At 34.4% G+C, this 17,051-nt stretch carries 17 protein-coding genes; 7 read left to right on the top strand and 10 right to left on the bottom strand.

Annotated elements, in window-relative coordinates; genetic code table 11:
* Positions 1-29 precede the first annotated feature (29 nt).
* The 5 genes from ABVM53_RS14175 to ABVM53_RS14155 all read right to left on the bottom strand — a co-directional run bounded on the left by ABVM53_RS14175 (position 30) and on the right by ABVM53_RS14155 (position 5,444).
* Positions 30-1,886: a DNA topoisomerase IV subunit B gene (locus ABVM53_RS14175; RefSeq protein ID WP_405327320.1), complete on the bottom strand. Its 1,857-nt coding sequence runs from the start codon at positions 1,884-1,886 to the stop codon at positions 30-32.
* A 115-nt stretch (positions 1,887-2,001) separates the two neighbouring features.
* A complete protein-coding gene (locus ABVM53_RS14170; protein ID WP_405327317.1) occupies positions 2,002-2,679 on the bottom strand; it encodes a DUF2461 domain-containing protein in 678 nt (225 codons plus the stop codon).
* Positions 2,680-2,784: 105 nt separating this feature from the next.
* Positions 2,785-3,891, bottom strand: a complete 1,107-nt coding sequence (gene corA, locus ABVM53_RS14165) for a magnesium/cobalt transporter CorA (RefSeq protein WP_371456505.1) — start codon at positions 3,889-3,891, stop codon at positions 2,785-2,787.
* Positions 3,892-3,969: 78 nt separating this feature from the next.
* Positions 3,970-4,515 carry a type 1 glutamine amidotransferase domain-containing protein gene (locus ABVM53_RS14160; protein WP_405327313.1) on the bottom strand — a complete coding sequence of 182 codons (546 nt, stop codon included), beginning with the start codon at positions 4,513-4,515 and terminating at the stop codon, positions 3,970-3,972.
* Between the two features lie 146 nt (positions 4,516-4,661).
* Positions 4,662-5,444: a tRNA pseudouridine(38-40) synthase TruA gene (locus ABVM53_RS14155; RefSeq protein ID WP_405327310.1), complete on the bottom strand. Its 783-nt coding sequence runs from the start codon at positions 5,442-5,444 to the stop codon at positions 4,662-4,664.
* A 119-nt stretch (positions 5,445-5,563) separates the two neighbouring features.
* Between ABVM53_RS14155 and epsC the strand changes: the two genes are divergently transcribed.
* The 3 genes from epsC to ABVM53_RS14140 are packed head-to-tail and all read left to right on the top strand — an operon-like array spanning position 5,564 to position 8,094.
* Positions 5,564-6,358, top strand: a complete 795-nt coding sequence (gene epsC / locus ABVM53_RS14150) for a serine O-acetyltransferase EpsC (RefSeq protein WP_405327307.1) — start codon at positions 5,564-5,566, stop codon at positions 6,356-6,358.
* Positions 6,359-6,382: 24 nt separating this feature from the next.
* Entirely contained in the window at positions 6,383-7,267 is an 885-nt protein-coding gene (cysM, locus tag ABVM53_RS14145) for a cysteine synthase CysM (protein WP_128757019.1), read from the top strand.
* Positions 7,264-8,094: a DUF1853 family protein gene (locus ABVM53_RS14140; RefSeq protein ID WP_405327304.1), complete on the top strand. Its 831-nt coding sequence runs from the start codon at positions 7,264-7,266 to the stop codon at positions 8,092-8,094. Before cysM ends, ABVM53_RS14140 begins: the two co-directional genes overlap by 4 nt.
* Here the strand turns inward: ABVM53_RS14140 and ABVM53_RS14135 are convergent, their stop codons facing one another.
* Positions 8,095-8,559, bottom strand: a complete 465-nt coding sequence (locus tag ABVM53_RS14135; RefSeq protein WP_128757021.1) for a cold-shock protein — start codon at positions 8,557-8,559, stop codon at positions 8,095-8,097.
* Positions 8,560-8,935: 376 nt separating this feature from the next.
* Between ABVM53_RS14135 and ABVM53_RS14130 the strand changes: the two genes are divergently transcribed.
* The 3 genes from ABVM53_RS14130 to ABVM53_RS14120 are packed head-to-tail and all read left to right on the top strand — an operon-like array spanning position 8,936 to position 10,851.
* Entirely contained in the window at positions 8,936-9,553 is a 618-nt protein-coding gene (locus tag ABVM53_RS14130) for a hypothetical protein (RefSeq protein WP_405327300.1), read from the top strand.
* 2 nt (positions 9,554-9,555) lie between these two features.
* Positions 9,556-10,191 carry a hypothetical protein gene (locus ABVM53_RS14125; RefSeq protein WP_405327298.1) on the top strand — a complete coding sequence of 212 codons (636 nt, stop codon included), beginning with the start codon at positions 9,556-9,558 and terminating at the stop codon, positions 10,189-10,191.
* The gene (locus tag ABVM53_RS14120) at positions 10,192-10,851 is read left to right on the top strand and encodes a hypothetical protein (RefSeq protein WP_405327295.1); all 660 of its coding nucleotides are present in this window, start codon (positions 10,192-10,194) and stop codon (positions 10,849-10,851) included. It begins immediately after the preceding gene.
* Here the strand turns inward: ABVM53_RS14120 and ABVM53_RS14115 are convergent.
* Together ABVM53_RS14115 and ABVM53_RS14110 are read right to left on the bottom strand one after the other, a co-directional pair.
* The gene (locus ABVM53_RS14115; RefSeq protein ID WP_405327292.1) at positions 10,848-12,119 is read right to left on the bottom strand and encodes an MFS transporter; all 1,272 of its coding nucleotides are present in this window, start codon (positions 12,117-12,119) and stop codon (positions 10,848-10,850) included. The two genes, ABVM53_RS14120 and ABVM53_RS14115, sit on opposite strands and share 4 nt — an antisense overlap.
* A 104-nt stretch (positions 12,120-12,223) precedes the next feature.
* Positions 12,224-12,604 (bottom strand): DUF6428 family protein, encoded by a 381-nt coding sequence (locus tag ABVM53_RS14110; RefSeq protein WP_405330874.1) that lies wholly within the window; start codon positions 12,602-12,604, stop codon positions 12,224-12,226.
* A 215-nt stretch (positions 12,605-12,819) separates the two neighbouring features.
* On the opposite strand from ABVM53_RS14110, the gene ABVM53_RS14105 reads away from it, so the two are divergent.
* The gene (locus ABVM53_RS14105; RefSeq protein ID WP_371456494.1) at positions 12,820-13,290 is read left to right on the top strand and encodes a PA2169 family four-helix-bundle protein; all 471 of its coding nucleotides are present in this window, start codon (positions 12,820-12,822) and stop codon (positions 13,288-13,290) included.
* A gap of 65 nt (positions 13,291-13,355) precedes the next feature.
* On the opposite strand, the gene ABVM53_RS14100 is transcribed toward ABVM53_RS14105, so the two are convergent.
* Positions 13,356-15,818: a zinc-dependent metalloprotease gene (locus ABVM53_RS14100; RefSeq protein WP_405327288.1), complete on the bottom strand. Its 2,463-nt coding sequence runs from the start codon at positions 15,816-15,818 to the stop codon at positions 13,356-13,358.
* Between the two features lie 188 nt (positions 15,819-16,006).
* Positions 16,007-16,954: an aldo/keto reductase gene (locus ABVM53_RS14095; protein ID WP_405327285.1), complete on the bottom strand. Its 948-nt coding sequence runs from the start codon at positions 16,952-16,954 to the stop codon at positions 16,007-16,009.
* Positions 16,955-17,051: the final 97 nt, after the last annotated feature.

The following is a 17,051-nucleotide window of genomic DNA, read 5'->3' as shown; positions in this document are numbered from 1 at the left end:
AAATATTTATTTCAATTTAGATCGTAGTTTTAATTTTCTAAAACGGGATCTAATTCTACTTTTAAGTTATTGATGATAAATTTTTGACGATCTGGAGTATTCTTACCCATATAGAATTCTAACAGCTGTTCTATACTTACCGCCTCATCCAGCATTACGGGTGCAAGACGAATATTCTCACCTATAAAATGTTTAAATTCATCTGGTGAAATCTCACCCAGACCTTTAAATCGGGTAATTTCAGGTTTTCCGGTAAGTTCTTCGATAGCATCTCTACGCTCTTGTTCACTATAGCAGTAGAATGTCTTCTTTTTATTACGAACTCTAAATAAAGGGGTCTCTAAAATATATAAATGACCTTCTTTAATAAGTTCTGGAAAAAACTGAAGGAAAAATGTAATTAACAGTAAGCGTATGTGCATTCCATCTACATCGGCATCTGTAGCGATCACGATATTGTTATATCGCAAATCTTCCATAGATTCCTCAATATTGAGCGCAGATTGAAGCAAATTAAATTCTTCATTTTCATAAACAATCTTTTTGCTCATGTTGTAAGAATTTAAAGGCTTACCCCTTAAACTAAAAACCGCCTGCGTATTTACATCACGCGATTTTGTTATAGAACCAGAAGCAGAATCCCCTTCGGTGATAAACAAAGTACTTTCAAGATTACGTTCCTTTTTACTATCGGTTAGGTGCACGCGACAATCCCGTAATTTCTTATTATGTAAACTCGCTTTTTTAGCCCGATCTTTCGCTAGTTTACGAATACCACTGAGTTCTGTACGTTCCCGCTCAGCCTGTAAAATTTTACGTTGAATCTTATCAGCAGTTTCAGGATGCTTATGCAGATAATTATCCAACTTTGTCTTGAGAAAATCATTTATATAAGTACGTACAGTAGGCAATTCACCACCCATATCTGTAGAACCTAACTTTGTTTTTGTTTGAGATTCAAAGACAGGCTCCATTACTTTTATACTTACCGCAGAAACGATAGACTTACGTATATCTGAAGCGTCGTAATTCTTATTGTAAAATTCTCTAAGTGTTTTTACAACTGCCTCTCTAAATGCGGAAAGATGGGTACCACCCTGAGTAGTATTTTGACCGTTTACAAAGGAATGATATTCTTCAGAATACTGAGTGCGACTATGTGTTATTGCTACCTCAATATCATCTCCTCTTAGGTGAATTATAGGGTAAAGTGTATCACTTTCTGCAATACGATCTCCTAATAAATCTTTTAATCCATTTTCTGAATAAAATTTCTCACCATTAAAAACAATTGTTAATCCGGGATTTAGATAAACATAGTTTTTAAGCATTCTCGAGACATACTCATTTCTAAACTTGTAGTTTTTAAAAATAGTCTCATCAGGTACAAATGTCATTTTTGTACCACGTCTACGAGAAGTTTCTTCCAGAAACTCTTCGTTAACCAGATTTCCCTGAGAAAATTCTGCTGCTGCAGATTTACCGTCTCGCGAAGATTCTACTCTAAAAAACTCAGATAAAGCATTAACGGCTTTAGTACCTACACCATTTAATCCTACCGATTTTTTAAATGCACGCGAGTCATATTTACCACCAGTATTCATCTTAGACACAACATCTACAACCTTACCTAGTGGTATACCTCTACCATAATCCCGTATGATCACTCGATTATTTTGAATACTCACTTCGATAGTTTTACCGGAGCCCATAACAAATTCATCGATAGAGTTATCCAGTACTTCCTTAAGGAGAATGTAAATACCATCATCTGCGCTAGAACCATCACCTAATTTACCAATATACATTCCCGGACGCATACGTATATGCTCTTTCCAGTCTAATGATCTAATGTTATCCTCGGTGTATTTAGTTTCTTCTGCCATAAAATGAAGGGATGTTTGCTAATATAGGATTTCAAAAACGGTTTTAAAAGGGCGCAAAGTCAAAGTAATTAACAAAGTTTTTAAAAATCGAATACTCGGTTGATTATCAATTTTTTTAAATTAAACTTTCACCATTAAGATCGGTGGTTAATACTTCACTCATGTATTCAAAAAACGGAACTACCAGTTTAAAATGTTCGATTAAATTTTCCTGAAAATTAGGAGCTAGGACTTCTTCATCAGTAAAATAATGATTTACAAAAAAGTTCTTATTCCGTATTAAATCAATATTAGGATCTTCTTTGCTGAATCCTTTTGGAGCAGTTTTGACTTGATCTCCAGTATTAAATCCGTTGAAAGCCTTTTTAAATTTTTGGGCACTTAAAATAGATCTTATTGGTGCTGCATCAAGTTTAAACTCCTTACGTATGCGCAATAAATCTGCAGGTGCCGGATTGAAAAAACCTCCACCCATAAAACTATTGCCGGGAGCCAGTTGAAAATAATAGCTTCCTCTTCTATGCACTCCTTCCCTACTAAAAATGACACTTCGCGTCGTTTTGTAAGGCATTTTATTTTTACTGAAACGAATATCTCTGTTAATCCTAAAAACTTTTGCCCGCTCTATCTGGTCAAATGTATTTAGTTGATCTTTTGTTGAAGTGCAAAATAATTTAAATTCATTTTCAAGATTTTGGTAGGTGCTTTTATTGGCATCCATCCATTCCTTAACATTGTTTTCTTTAAGTTCTGAAAGAAAATCTAAATAGGCTTTTGAAATGGTAGTTGACATGAAACTGATCTGGGTTTACTCTGAATTGCGAACCCCAAAATTACGTTTTTTCAGAAGCTTTACATAGTAATAAAACAGGATAATACTTCAAAAACTAGATCACGATTATAACCATTTTTTTCTCTTGAAGTAGTAGAGTAATCCCAGAAATACAAGAATCATTGCTCCCCATAAATAGAAGTAGCCATATTGCATCTGTAATTCTGGTATATAGTCAAAATTCATCCCATAGATACCGGCCATAAATGTAAGCGGAATGAAGATACTTGCCATTATAGTAAGTACCTTCATAACCTCATTCATCTTATTGCTTATTGTAGTCATATACATATCCATAAGTCCCCAGGTCATCTCTCGGTAGATGTCGATACTATCTGTAACTTGCGTTACGTGATCATATAAATCTCGTATATAGCTAATGGTTTTTTCATCGATAAGATTACTATCTATTTTCTCTAACCTATTTACTACTTCTCTAAACGGAAAAACTGCTTTACGCAACCTTAAAACTTCACGTTTTAATTCTTGTATGTCCTGCGTGATATCTTGATCTGCAGAATTTGAGAATAAAACATCTTCCAGATCTTCGATACGATCACTCATTGCCTCAATTAGGGTGAAATAATGATCCACAACTGCGTCCATTATTGCAAACATCAAATAATCTGAACCGGCATTACGCACGCGACCTTTTGCATTTGCTATACGTTGTCTTAACGAGTCAAATACATCCCCATCTGCTTCCTGAAAGGTGATTAAATAATTTTCCCCCACAACAAGACTTATGTGTTCATTCATAAAAACACCCTCCTCATTGTAGTAAAGCATTTTAAAAACAATAAATAGATAGTCTGGATATTCATCAATTTTAGGTCGTTGATTAGTATCTACAATATCTTCAAGAATAAGTGGATGCAAATTATAATGCTGCCCTAACTTTTCTATTTGTTCAATATCACTTAATCCATTTACATTTATCCAAGATATATCACCGGGAATTTGCTTATTAAAAGCATTAGATACATCTTGAAACACTTCATACTTATGATTTTCTGGTGAATAATCTATAAGTTCTACTGTGACGTGCTTTTGATCTTTATAACCGGTATAAGTTAAGGTACCCGGGATGTCATTTAATATCTTTTTATGGGCTCTCTTGAGTTTTGGTAACTTAGGTAATCTTGGCTTTTTTAACTTAACACGTTTTGACATACAATAGATTTGAACAATTAAAAATAGAAAAAGTCCGTCAAAAGACGGACTTTTTTAAAATTCTATATATCCACTAATTTACGCGTGTTGTAAATCGTGCTTACCTTCGTTAATTTCTTCAATTACTTTAGCATTAAATGCCGGTAAGTCACCAGGATTACGACTAGTTACTAAAGCTTCATCAACTACAACTTCTTTATCTACCCAAAGAGCTCCTGCATTTTCCAGATCCTTTTTAATAGAACTGAATGAGGTCATAGTACGACCCTCAACAACATCTGCACTAATTAGTAATTGCGGAGCGTGGCAAATTGCACCTACTGGCTTTTTCTGCTTGAAAAAATCTCTTATAAATACGAGCGCATCTTCATTTCTTCTCAAAGTATCTGGATTTAGAACTCCTCCTGGAAGAACCAGTGCATTATAATCTTTTGCTGTTACCTCTGATAATGTTTTATCTACTTTATAGTCTTCAGACCAGTGATCTTCATCCCAAGCTTTAATTGACCCAGATTTCTCACTTACGATATGAACTTCAAATCCTTCCTTCTTCATTGCTTCTAAAGGAGATTTTAATTCACTTTCTTCAAATCCGTTAGTTGCTAATATTGCTACCTTTTTCATATCTAGTTTTTTTTAATTTGTATTATTTGATAACAAATTTAATAAGCAATAAAAGTACTGGTGGTTAATGCCAGGTTAAAGCAATCAAGGTAAGGGTTAAGCTTTGTTAAGAATACACCCGATTTAGTTAAATTAAGTAAAGTTCTCTAGTCTAGCGTTACCCGCTGTAATATTAGACCAGATGCTTGTGCTATATGAGTTAGCGTAAACGGAATTTTCCCATCTAGGCTTTTTTCAAAATCCAATAAACTCATTTTTCCACTTCCTAAATCAAATAAGGCTCCCATCATCAAACGCACCTGATGCCTTTTAAAACCCGCTCCCGTTACTCTAAATATATAAGAAGTTTCCGGAAAGAAATTGGCAGTATATAATGTGTTTTTTTCAATAGAAGCAGATTCAATAGTCATTACAGTTTGCGTCTCTGGAGTAGATTTATAGGCATAATTTCTGTAATCGTGTTCACCTTCCATCAGTGCTACCCCTTGCTGCATAAGGGAAATATCTAATGTTCCTTTTAGATTAATCATAAACGGAGCACAAAAGGGATGATTTTTTGAACCAAATGAAAATAGATAAATATATTCTTTCAGTTTTGGAGCTTGTATAATGTTTACGCCCTGATCTTTTTTCTCAATATCCAGTAACTTAATGTCCTGCGGAAGATTCTCATTAAACTCAGTCATAAAGGTTTCTAAGTTTAATGGCGCTTCTTTTAAAATAAGCTCTACATAGGTTTCATTTACAGAAACCTTAGAATCGGTACGACCGGCTGCAATGAATTTAAAATTGTTGCGACTCAATACATATCGTAAGGTGCGTTGCATCATACGTTGTATAGTTAACAGATCTGGCTGCTTTTGCCATCCGTGATATCTAAACCCTAAATATTGAATTTTGAGTAAGTAGTAGTATTCTTTATTAAACATGTTGCAAAAATAATACTTTATACAGAAAGCTATTTTTCTTTAATGAGTTTGTGAAATTCTAGGCGGCTATTGCATATGTGCCCGTTCTATTCTTTAAATTTGGCTGTAATACAGAAGTAATGATAAATAAGAAAGAAATTGTAAATCAAATACGCTCGCACAAGCAAAATGCAAACCTTAATTTTAAATTAAAGGATGATGCACAGTGCTTTACGAGAGAATTATTTGCAACCCTTTTTAATTTCCCTAATGATCTAGATGAAGATTTAGACCGTTTGGAGCGACTTTTTGAGGACCTGGTAGAATTAGCCTGCTGGGAACTTGATAAAAAATGCAGTAAGGTATGGGATGAATACGTTAGTGACCTTCCTGAAATATTGCGCAAACTTAATTTAGATGCAAAAGCTATTTATGAAAATGACCCGGCAGCAGAAACAATCGAGGAGGTTTATTTAGCTTATCCAGGTTTTTATGCCATTGCAATTTACAGACTAAGTAATGCACTTTATAAAAAAGGATTTCCTATTGTGCCGCGTCTTATGACAGAATATGCACACCACGTCACCGGAGTAGATATTAATCCGGGAGCAACAATTGGGGAACATTTTTTTATGGATCATGCTACTGGTATTGTTATAGGTGAAACCGCTTTAATTAAGGATCACGTAAAACTTTATCAGGGTGTTACTCTAGGTGCACTTAGTGTATCTAAAGAATTACAAGCCACAAAGCGACATCCTACAATTGAAAATCACGTGACAATCTATGCCAATGCAACGATTTTAGGTGGTGATACGGTTATAGGTGAACACAGTTTAATAGGAGGAAATGTTTGGTTAACAAAATCTGTACCTCCCTTTTCTCTGGTTTCTCACAAGCCAGAAATTCTAATTCGCGAACTTGAAAAAAAATAGAATTTTATATTCTAATTAAAGATTATGAATTATTCCATAGAACGTCTTATAGGCAATACTCCTCTTGTAGAATCTCGTGTTTTACAAACTAATCCTAAAGTAAAACTACTATTTAAATTAGAGGGTCAAAATCCCGGCGGTAGTGTAAAAGATAGAGCTGCATATAATATGATTACCAGTGCTCTTGAACGTGGGGAGATATCCAAAGACTCAAAATTAATAGAAGCTACCAGTGGAAATACTGGTATTGCACTGGCAATGATTGCATCTATATATGGCTTAAATCTTGAAATAGTTATGCCTGAAAATGCAACAGCAGAGCGGGTACAAACTATGCGTGCATATGGGGCTACTGTAATATTAACACCCAAAGAAATAGGAATAGAAGGTGCACGAGATTTAGCTGAAGATAAGGTTAAAAATGAAGGGTATTATATGTTTAATCAGTTTTCAAATGACGATAATTGGAAAGCACATTATAAAACTACGGGCCCCGAAATATACCACGATACAAATGGTCAAGTAACTCATTTTGTCTCCTCTATGGGAACTACAGGGACTATAATGGGAACATCTACCTACCTAAAAGAACAAAACGCTGCTATTCAAATTATAGGTGTACAACCTACCGATGAATCTAGCATCCCCGGAATACGCAAATGGCCTAAAGAATATCTTCCAAAAATATTTGACGCCTCAAAAGTTGATCAGGTTTTAGAAGTAAGTGAAACCGATGCGCGTCTAATGGCAAAACGTCTGGCAAAAGAGGAAGGGATCTTTAGTGGTATGAGTAGCGGCGGAGCTACTGTAGCTGCTTTACGCCTATGTGAGCAACTAGAAGAAGGTATTGTCGTATCAATAATATGTGACCGTGGAGACCGTTATCTTTCATCAGACCTATTTGATTGATTAAAGAAACTAAGATACTTCAAGAGCAATTTACCGGTTTTTTAAAAACAGGACAACTTCATTTTAATGAGGCACTTCTACCCTATTCCAGTTTCAGTCTAGAACCTGTTAACGAAACTCTTTCTCAAGATTTTGTAATGCCTGAAAATATTAGGTTAGGTCAGCGAATGGAAGTGTTTATGGAAGACGTCTTAATACACAGTAGCTATAACATACTAGCAAAGAATCTGCAACTCATAAAAGATAAAACAACGCTGGGTGAGTTAGATTTTATTTTAAAAGAAAAAGAATCTCTGGCTATCGTACATCTAGAAATGGTTTATAAATTTTATTTATATAGACCGGAAATTTCAGGATTCTGGTGGGATAAACTTATTGGTCCCAATGCAAAAGATCAACTAACCTATAAACTTGATAAGTTAAAACAACAACAATTTCCAATTGCTCTAAAAAGCTATTCAAAATTAATTTTAGAAGAAGTTATTGGAGAATTTAAGGAAATCAAACAGCAACTCTGCTTTAAAGCTCAGATTTATCTACCTATTAATTTTACTAACACTCCAGAGACTGAAAGTTTTAGAGAATGTATTGCGGGCACCTATTATTTAATAGATGAACTCAACCTACTGGACATTGAATCTTTAAGATTCTATATTCCTGTCAAAAACGATTGGGTACGAATGCCTGATGAAAATGAAATAACACTTTATTACAAAGATTTTTACAAAAAAATGAGCGCTGCTCTAGAAGAACAGCGCTCATATATGTTTTGGGTTAAAGATTACAATAGTACTTTAGTAACTCGTCACTTTGTAACCTGGTGGTAATTAAATCTTAGTAACTCTTACAGCATTCATACCTTTTTGACCACGTTCTAATTCATAAGCAACTTTGTCATTTTCATTAAGCTCTCCTTCTAGGATACCGCTAACGTGAACAAAGTATTTCTCTTGATTTTCTGTGTCAATAATAAAACCGAAACCTTTTGAGTGATCAAAAAAGGATACTTTACCTTTTCTAAATTTAGCCTCTTCAGCTGCAATTTTGTCTTCTTCAGTAGTTTTAGGTACACTAATTTGTATATCTTCTATATCTACTTCTACACGTAATGAAGGATCTGGAGGAGTATCTGTTAGATTACCGTTATGATCTACATAAGCAATCATATCTTCAAAATTTCCGCCTACAGAATTTGCTTTACGCTCTTCTTTACGTTTTAATTTTTCTTCACGCTTTTTAATACGTTTCTTTTCTCTTTCTGTCTTGCTATAAGTCTGTTGTGATTTAGCCATTATCTGTTTTAGGTGAATAAATACTCGTTTAGATAAATTTGTGAGGTAATGACACGTACGATATGAAGAACGGTAACTCAAATTACCCGGATTATATCTGTCGTAGTCACGATCTTCTTAGCAGAGTGCTAATAAATCTAAACTTCGGTAAAGATACAAAATATTACTCATTTATTATAATATATAAGACACGGAAAGTAATAACAGAACTAATTTATTTTAGATATAATGAGAGCTTCACAAAGAATTAGGATTAAAATTTTTTAGGCATTAACAAGTAAGTAATACTTTTCTTACTTGTACTTAATTTTTAACTTACTATTAGCAGATTAAAGTATATTTACATACTTTTAACTTATTAATACTTCTCCGTATCATGAATCTTAAAATTTATTGTTGTTTCCTTGTTGTATTCTTAACTACATCTTCTTCATTATTTTCACAAAATACTGCTGTAGGTATAGGAACTACAGATCCAAGAATGAAGCTAGAAGTTGCTGGTGATGCTCTTCTTCGCTCTGGAGTAAGCATTGGAGTGATAGATAATTTAAAAGATGATGATACTTCTACTTTCCTTGTTCAGGAAGGTAACGCAAGAATTAAATCACTAGATGTAAGTAATCCTACTGGTGCAGCATTGGGATATATTCAAGTATACGAAATATACAATCCCAACGAAGATTGGGTTCTTGATTTTGATACTAAAGTAAATGCTACAGATTTTGTTTTAAATGCGATCTCTGCCTCCTATGACCGTGAACTTGACCTTAATAGAGATTCAACAATTCCGTATTATTCGGCATTTATACAAAATGATACTTGGCACATCAAAGCAGATTTTCCAGCTGCTAATAATAGAAATTCTGCAGAAAAAGGAACGTGGACGGTTACAACTCTAATTTACTCTAATGATCTTTCAAAACAATTTGGCAAAATAGACATTTCTATGGATGGTGGAACTGCACAAACCGCTGCTAATCCTTTTATAAATTAAATATGAAAAAGTGGATCTTATATATACTGCTTTTTACATTTAGCAATGCGTTTGCACAAGTGGGTATTGGCACAACAAATCCGCTTGCTGATTTGCATGTTGCTGGTTCTGTAGCGGTTCAAGAAAATTTTAAAACTAACGTATTACCAACGGTAACAAATAAAGATGAAGATTTTAAGCTACTTACTCGTAAAACTAATTCAACTCCCATAACAGGTGAAATAACGCGATTAAATGTGGACGAACTTACGGTAGCTCCTATTAATGTTTTTAAATATCAATTTAAAAATTTGAGCTACGATAATTTAGTAGATTTTGACTTAAGTTTTGAGACAGATAAGTATATAGTAGGTATTGCAGATTTTAGATATATAGGAGCTCCGGTTATTAAAACTGCAATAAATGATAACCTCTCCTCAATAGGTGCTTTCGTTGTACGTGTTTTTGAAAGTAACAACACCTGGCATCTTGAAATTCAGAATAGATATCTAAATACAACTTTAGAATCTAATGCTGTTTCTTATGAATTTACTTTAATTGTTTATGACACTTCTTTCTATCGTAAGTTACCTATAATCCGTACAGATCTTAACGGTAAAAATACCGGCACAGCTTCAATAATTCCAGACTTATACTAGATGTACAAATTTTCCTTATTCCTCCTATTTATAGTGCTTGCAAATCCGTTTAAAGTAATAGCACAAATAGGTATTAATATTAAAGATCCAACGGCAATGCTCGATGTTAATGGCACCACCATAATCGATGAAAAATTATTTTTAGAAAATCCTGGAAATTCTAACCAAATACGCGGCTCTAAGTTAATTATTGAAAAAACCGATGAGTCAATTGTGCAGTATGATATCGCAATAAGTAAATATGGACCTATTAATTATGCTGAATTAGTTTTTAATAATACTTCACGATTTGGGATATCAGATTATAATACTAAAATAAGTACAGACGACTATATTGTTACCGTTCAAGGCTATTATTTCGTGGAACACGGTACTGGATCTACTAGTGTGATTACAGCTAGTAATGGGGCTACAAATACAGTAGAGGGTTATCAGGTGTATGCGTATAAAAATACCACCGACAAGAAGTGGTATATAAAATGTTTCATAAACAATAAAGGAATTTTTAGAACTTCGGCAAACGCTGTAACTACTATCGACTTACATATGAATCTCATAATATTTAGAAAAGGATTTCTAGCTAAAGAAGTTGCGGGTTATAGCTCTTTCGATGTAAAGAAAAAAACCACTGGAATTTTAGCTAAACCACCAGGATTCTAAGAATTATCTGCATTATGCTCTTCCAAATCTTTACGCAAATCCAATTTTCTGAATTTTGGAGAAATAATTCCTGTAAGAACTACTGTGATAAGCGTCATACTTCCTCCAAAAACCACCGCAGTAACCGTTCCCATCAACTTGGCTGTAAGTCCGCTTTCAAAAGCTCCTAATTCATTAGAACTACCTACAAACATTGAGTTTACAGATGCTACTCGACCGCGCATAGAATCTGGTGTTCTCAATTGAAGAATGGTTTGTCTTATTACCATCGAAATTCCATCGGTTACTCCACTTAAGAACAAAGCCGCTACAGATAGCCAGAAGGTTGTTGATAATCCAAATACAATTATACAAATCCCAAAGCCGAAGATTGCAGCTAATAATTTGAGCCCCGCCTTTCTATAAAGCGGAAAATATGCTGATGTGAACATGGTAATAAGTGCTCCTACAGCCGGCGCGGCGCGTAAAATCCCAAAACCTTCTGGACCAACCTTTAGAATGTCTTGAGCATAAATAGGTAACAAAGCAACAGCTCCACCAAATAATACAGCAATCATATCTAAACTTAATGCGCCTAGAACGGCCTTGCTGTTCCGCACAAAATGAATACCTTCTTTTAAACTCGTTAAAATAGGCTCTCCTATTTTGGGATTTAAAATAGGTTTTCTTTCTATTTGAGATAAGCTAATTATGGCAAAAAGTGAAAAACCAAAAATTAGACACATCGACCAGTGAACTCCAATCCAGTTGATTGCAAAACCTGCGAGTGCTGGTCCTAATACTGCACCCATTTGCCAGACAGAACTACTCCAGGTAGCCGCATTAGGATACACTTTTTTAGGAACCACTAAAGAAAAAAGTGAAAATATCGTAGGACCTAAAAAAGCACGTACAATTCCGCCAAGAAATACCAGAAAGTATATACTATATAGTGTAACTTTTGTAGAGATGTTAGTAGTAACCTCCGGCCAGGTAAGCAGAAATAGTCCAATACTTATAACAGAGAAACCAAATAAACATTTAAATAATAAATTTCTTTTTTCGTTTTGATCTACAATGTGACCAGCAAAAAGGGCAAGTGAAACTGCAGGTATAACTTCCATTAAGCCTATAATTCCTAATGACAACGGATTTTTGGTTATACTATAAACTTCCCACTCAATTACTACAAATTGCATTGACCAAGCAAAAACCATTGCAAAACGAACGAGTAGAAAAATATTAAATTCTTTGTAGCGTAGCGCCGCGTAAGGATCGTTCTTTGTCATATACTATTTTAAATAGCAAATATACCATCACCTCTATTCTAAAAAAGTTGTTGAAATTATAATTTATTCAGAAAATAATAATATGCACTAAAGTCGCAGCATTTTCAGCAACATCCACTTCCAGGCAAGCTAGGATCTGCTGCAGCATCAATTAATGGGGTATTAATTTTATATTGATTAGTAGTTTGTATTTGGTAATCAAGAACTGTATTTATCAAATTTAAATACTTGGCGCCAATTTCTAAATGATACATTTTAACACATTCCTCAAAATAAGCGACTTCTATATCAAATTCAGAAATTGGTAGTATCTCTTCGTATTTTTCCATCAACTCCAAAATTTTATTAGGATTTAACCGGTGGTTATACCTGTCTAAATTTTTAAAATTAAGAATCACATATTCCCGATTATTTAATTTTCTGTCCTTGTCAATATAGGTGTCTTTTCGAATTAGAAGCTTTGCTATATTATAATGAGCTGGTATGAGTTTTCCATTAGGTAGTTCAAAACCTATTTTAATTGCTTTAATAAATACTCCTAAATTCTGAAACCTTCATATAGATATGTAATTTATTAGCTCAAAAAATTGTTAACCTATTGTAAAACTGGCAGTAGATACTTGGGTGTTGGGTAACTTTGTAAATACTACATACTATAATATTTGTAATCATACAGATTACACCTTTAAAATTAAATAAAATGAATTCAGACAAGCAGCAAATTCATGAGGAACTCACAGAAAGTTTGCAGAGTTTACTAATAAAAAATTATGATGCCGAAAAGGGATTTATAAGAGCAATGCAAGAAATCGAACACCCGGCATTAAAGGGGTTTATGCAGCGCCAAGCGGCAAAACGTAGTAATTTTGCTACTGAACTTCATACTGAGTTACATAATCTAAATGAAACTCCTAAAGAACACGGTAGTCCAGCTGCTCAAGTTCATCGTATCTGGATCGATTTTAAAAGCTCGTTACATAAAGAAGATGCCACCTCCATATTAGAAGAATGTCTTAGAGGTGAAAAAAATAGTGCAAATGAGTATGAAACGGTTTTAAAAGAACACGATTTTCCTCAGCATTTGCGAACAGTAATCAACAATCAGCTATCTAAAATTTACAGAACTATTGAAGATCTACAGCAATTAGAAGATATTACACGACTACAATAAAAAAATATTTTAAATAAAAAAAGACCGGCATTTGCCGGTCTTTTTAGTTGTTAATTCGGTTGTTATTAAGATCTTGGATCTAGAATTAAATCGATACGCTCCTTTAAATCTTGTAAGTGGTAACGACTAAGTGTATCTCCTGTACGTGTCGCAGCAGTTGCAACAAGACGCTTTAGAGTATTTAATTCTGCTCTGGAAATAGCTCTAATATCTGACTGACTTACTTTTACATCAGTTGCATTACGCCCAGTTTGATCTTTTGTCAATAAGTAATCTAAACGTTCAATATAAGCTCGCTGTAAATTACGACGATACGTATCAATTTTCTTTCCATTGGTAAGTTCGCTAAAGATCCCCGTTCTTAAGTCTGTCATAAGCTGCGTCAAGGTATACGCATCTTTTCCATTAAGCGTTTCGTTTTCAATCATACGACCCATACGTCCAAAATCAAGAACATTTTCTAATGTACGCACTTGTGTAGCACGTATACGCTCAAGGCTTCCGTCATGCTCAATTCGGTTTAAAATTTCTGCATCAATCATCCATTCTGGAGTTGTAAATAATTGCTCTTGTAAAAAAGCAACGCTTTCTGCTTGGCGCTCTTTAGGAACCGGCATATATACAGCACCTTCCTGATCGTAGGTTTTGTAATACTCATAAACCCCACCTATATTATTAGAAACGTGACCCATATATCTATTATATTGTCCCAATACCTGACCATATAGTGTACTTAAATCCTCATAAGTTTTACCATCTTCTGCAGTCCATTCTATAAGATTAGGAACAATACGTTTTAAGTTAGCAATCCCATAATTACTAGCTTTAACAGCATCATCGCCTAGATCTTCAGTTTGTGAACTAGGATCTACTACTTCTCGCTGTTGTGATCCAAAACGATACATAGGATCTCCTGCGTGTTCAAGAATCCATTGATCCAGAATAGGCTTCTCTGCATTTTCTTTTTTATCTAGAATAGGTCTGTAACCCCATTTAATTGCATATTTATCATAGATACCAATATTAGGCATCATAGAAACACCTTCATCACCTGGTTGTGCGATATAGTTAAAACGTGCATAATCCATGATTGAAGGAGCTGTACTATATTTTTCAGTAAAACTTTTAGATCTTAATGAGTCTACAGGGTAAGCAACACTACTACCCATATTGTGAGGCAATCCTAAAGTATGTCCCACTTCATGAGAAGATACAAATCTAATTAGACGCCCCATGATCTCATTCTTAAACGCTACACCTCTAGCATCAGGATTTATAGCAGCTGTTTGTACAAAATACCAGTTACGTAATAAAGTCATTACATTGTGATACCAGTTAATATCAGATTCTAAAATCTCACCACTACGCGGATCACTTACGTGAGGACCATTTGCATTAGGAATTGGTGAAGCAAGGTAACGTACTACAGAATATCTAACATCTTCTGGAGACCACTCTGGATCTTCTTCTACAGTAGGAGCATCTTTTGCAATAATTGCATTTTTAAAGCCGGCAGCTTCAAAGGCTACTTGCCAATCTTCAATACCTTGCTTAATGTAAGGCACCCATTGTTTAGGAGTTGCTCTATCTACATAATAAACAATTTGTTTTTTAGGCTCAACTAATTCACCTGCATTAAATTTCGCTACATCTTCTGGTTTAACCTCAAGTCTCCAGCGATCTAAATAACGTACAGTTTTACTTTCCTGAGCATCTAGACCGTAATCTACTTGACCCCGTGCAAACCATCCCACACGCTCATCAAAATAGCGTCTTTCCATAGGCACCTTAGGAAGAAGAACCATACTATTGTTCATTTCTACCGTTATAGATCCTAAGCTTCCATTGCTAGGCGCATTTTTAGCATTGTATGTCTTTACGTGTCTGGCTTCAATGTTAAGAGGATAACTTTTAAGGCTTTCAATATAGCTTCGGTCTTTATCTACATTAGAAACTTTATATTCCTCTCTATAATATCCTGGCATACCTAATGCCTGAACATCTGTGTTATAAAGATCATTAACTTGAATAACCGTTTTAGTAGAATCTTTACTAATAGCTTTAATATCGAAAGAGAAAAGAACCGGCTCAAAATTTGAGTTAGTTACCGCTTCATGAATAGGAAGTGAATCTGCTGCAAATATCTGGTGAGATACCACACGAACTAATACTTTTTTATCTCTCTTTTCCCAACGCAGAACTTCAGTATTGGCTTTACCTCCACCAAAACCAATTCCAGTGGCCGTTTTTGCTATACGGCTAACCATAAGCATTTCGCGATCAAAAAGCGAGTCTGCAATTTCATAAAAGTAATCATCATCTACTTTATGAACTGTAAATAGTCCTTCATCTGAGATTGCATCTTTAGTAATTACTTTATCATAAGGTTTTAAACCTCCTTTAGATTTTTCAGACTTTTCAGAATCAGCAGATGCCGCTCCTTTTTTAGTCTGTTTCGTACTTGCGCACGAGACTACCGTCATCATTGCAAACGTAAAGGCTGCAATAGGGTAAAGTTTTAATTTCATATTATAATATTTAGTTGCGACAATTTAAGACACGTAAAATAAAAACCCTGTTAAGAACTTCTTAACAGGGTTTGTTAAATTTTAATAAAATATTAGATAATATGATAATTCTGAATATATATTATTTAATAAGTTAGAATAATCTCTTTAATATCAGCTTTTTATTGATTATATGTCACTAAGTTTAATTATCTACTTGCTTCATCGAGAATCTTAAGATCTTCAGAGTCAAAATCAATATTTAATGCATCGATAAATGCTTTTAACTGACTTTCTTTAGTAGCACTGGCTATTGGGGAGGTTATTCCAGGTTGTGCAATTGTCCAACCCAGAGTTACTGCTGCTTCAGAGGTATTGTACTTAGCCGCAACTTCTTTTAATGCTTTAAGTACGCGTTCTCCTTTCTCATTGAAATATTTTTTAAGAAACGGAGCACGATCTTTACCCTCAATATCCTCTTTACCTGTATATTTTCCGGTAAGAAAACCACTCGCCAGAGTAAAATAACTCGTAACGCTGAGGTTATTTTCAATACAGAAACGTTCATATGCTCCTTCAAAAGCCGCCCGATCCATTAGGTTATATTCCGGTTGAATAACCTGATACCGCGGTAAATCTTCCTGACTTGATAAGTCTATTGCTTCTCTCAAAATCGCCAACGGAAAGTTTGATGCTCCTATAGTCCTAACTTTCCCAGCATTGATGTGATTTTTATATGCCGCTAAAGTTTCTCGCTGAGCAGTACTATCATCATATTTATGACTAAAGTAAATATCTATGTAATCTGTTTTTAATCTTTTTAAGCTCAGTTCTATTTGTTCATTAATATATTCAACTGAAAGATTTGGAGCACCTGTTCCCATAGGACTCCCCACCTTGGTGGCTATAATAACTTTATCTCTGTTTTTGCGGGTATCGAGCCACTCCCCTATAATCGCCTCACTCTCTCCACCAGAATTTCCTGGTGCCCAATATGAATACACATTCGCTGTATCTATAAAATTAAAACCCTTATCAAAAAGAGCATCTAAAAGATAAAGGGAGTGTTTTTTATCTGCAGTCCAGCCAAAAACATTTCCACCAAAAGTTATAGGTGGTATTTTAATATCTGTATTTCCTATTTGTATATATTCCATAATATTTTTTATTTATTTTTATTTGTGTAAGCTCCGCAACAATGAAATATAGAATCAACTTTGTTGCTTATCACTCTAAACTAAAATTACAAAAGTG

Origin of the sequence: Leeuwenhoekiella sp. LLG6367-2.1 (assembly GCF_045055775.1) — a bacterium.
GTDB classification, from domain to species: Bacteria; Bacteroidota; Bacteroidia; order Flavobacteriales; family Flavobacteriaceae; genus Leeuwenhoekiella; species Leeuwenhoekiella aequorea.
The sequence above is the reverse complement of the archived record's forward strand: the minus strand, read 5'-3'. Positions and strand labels throughout refer to the sequence as shown.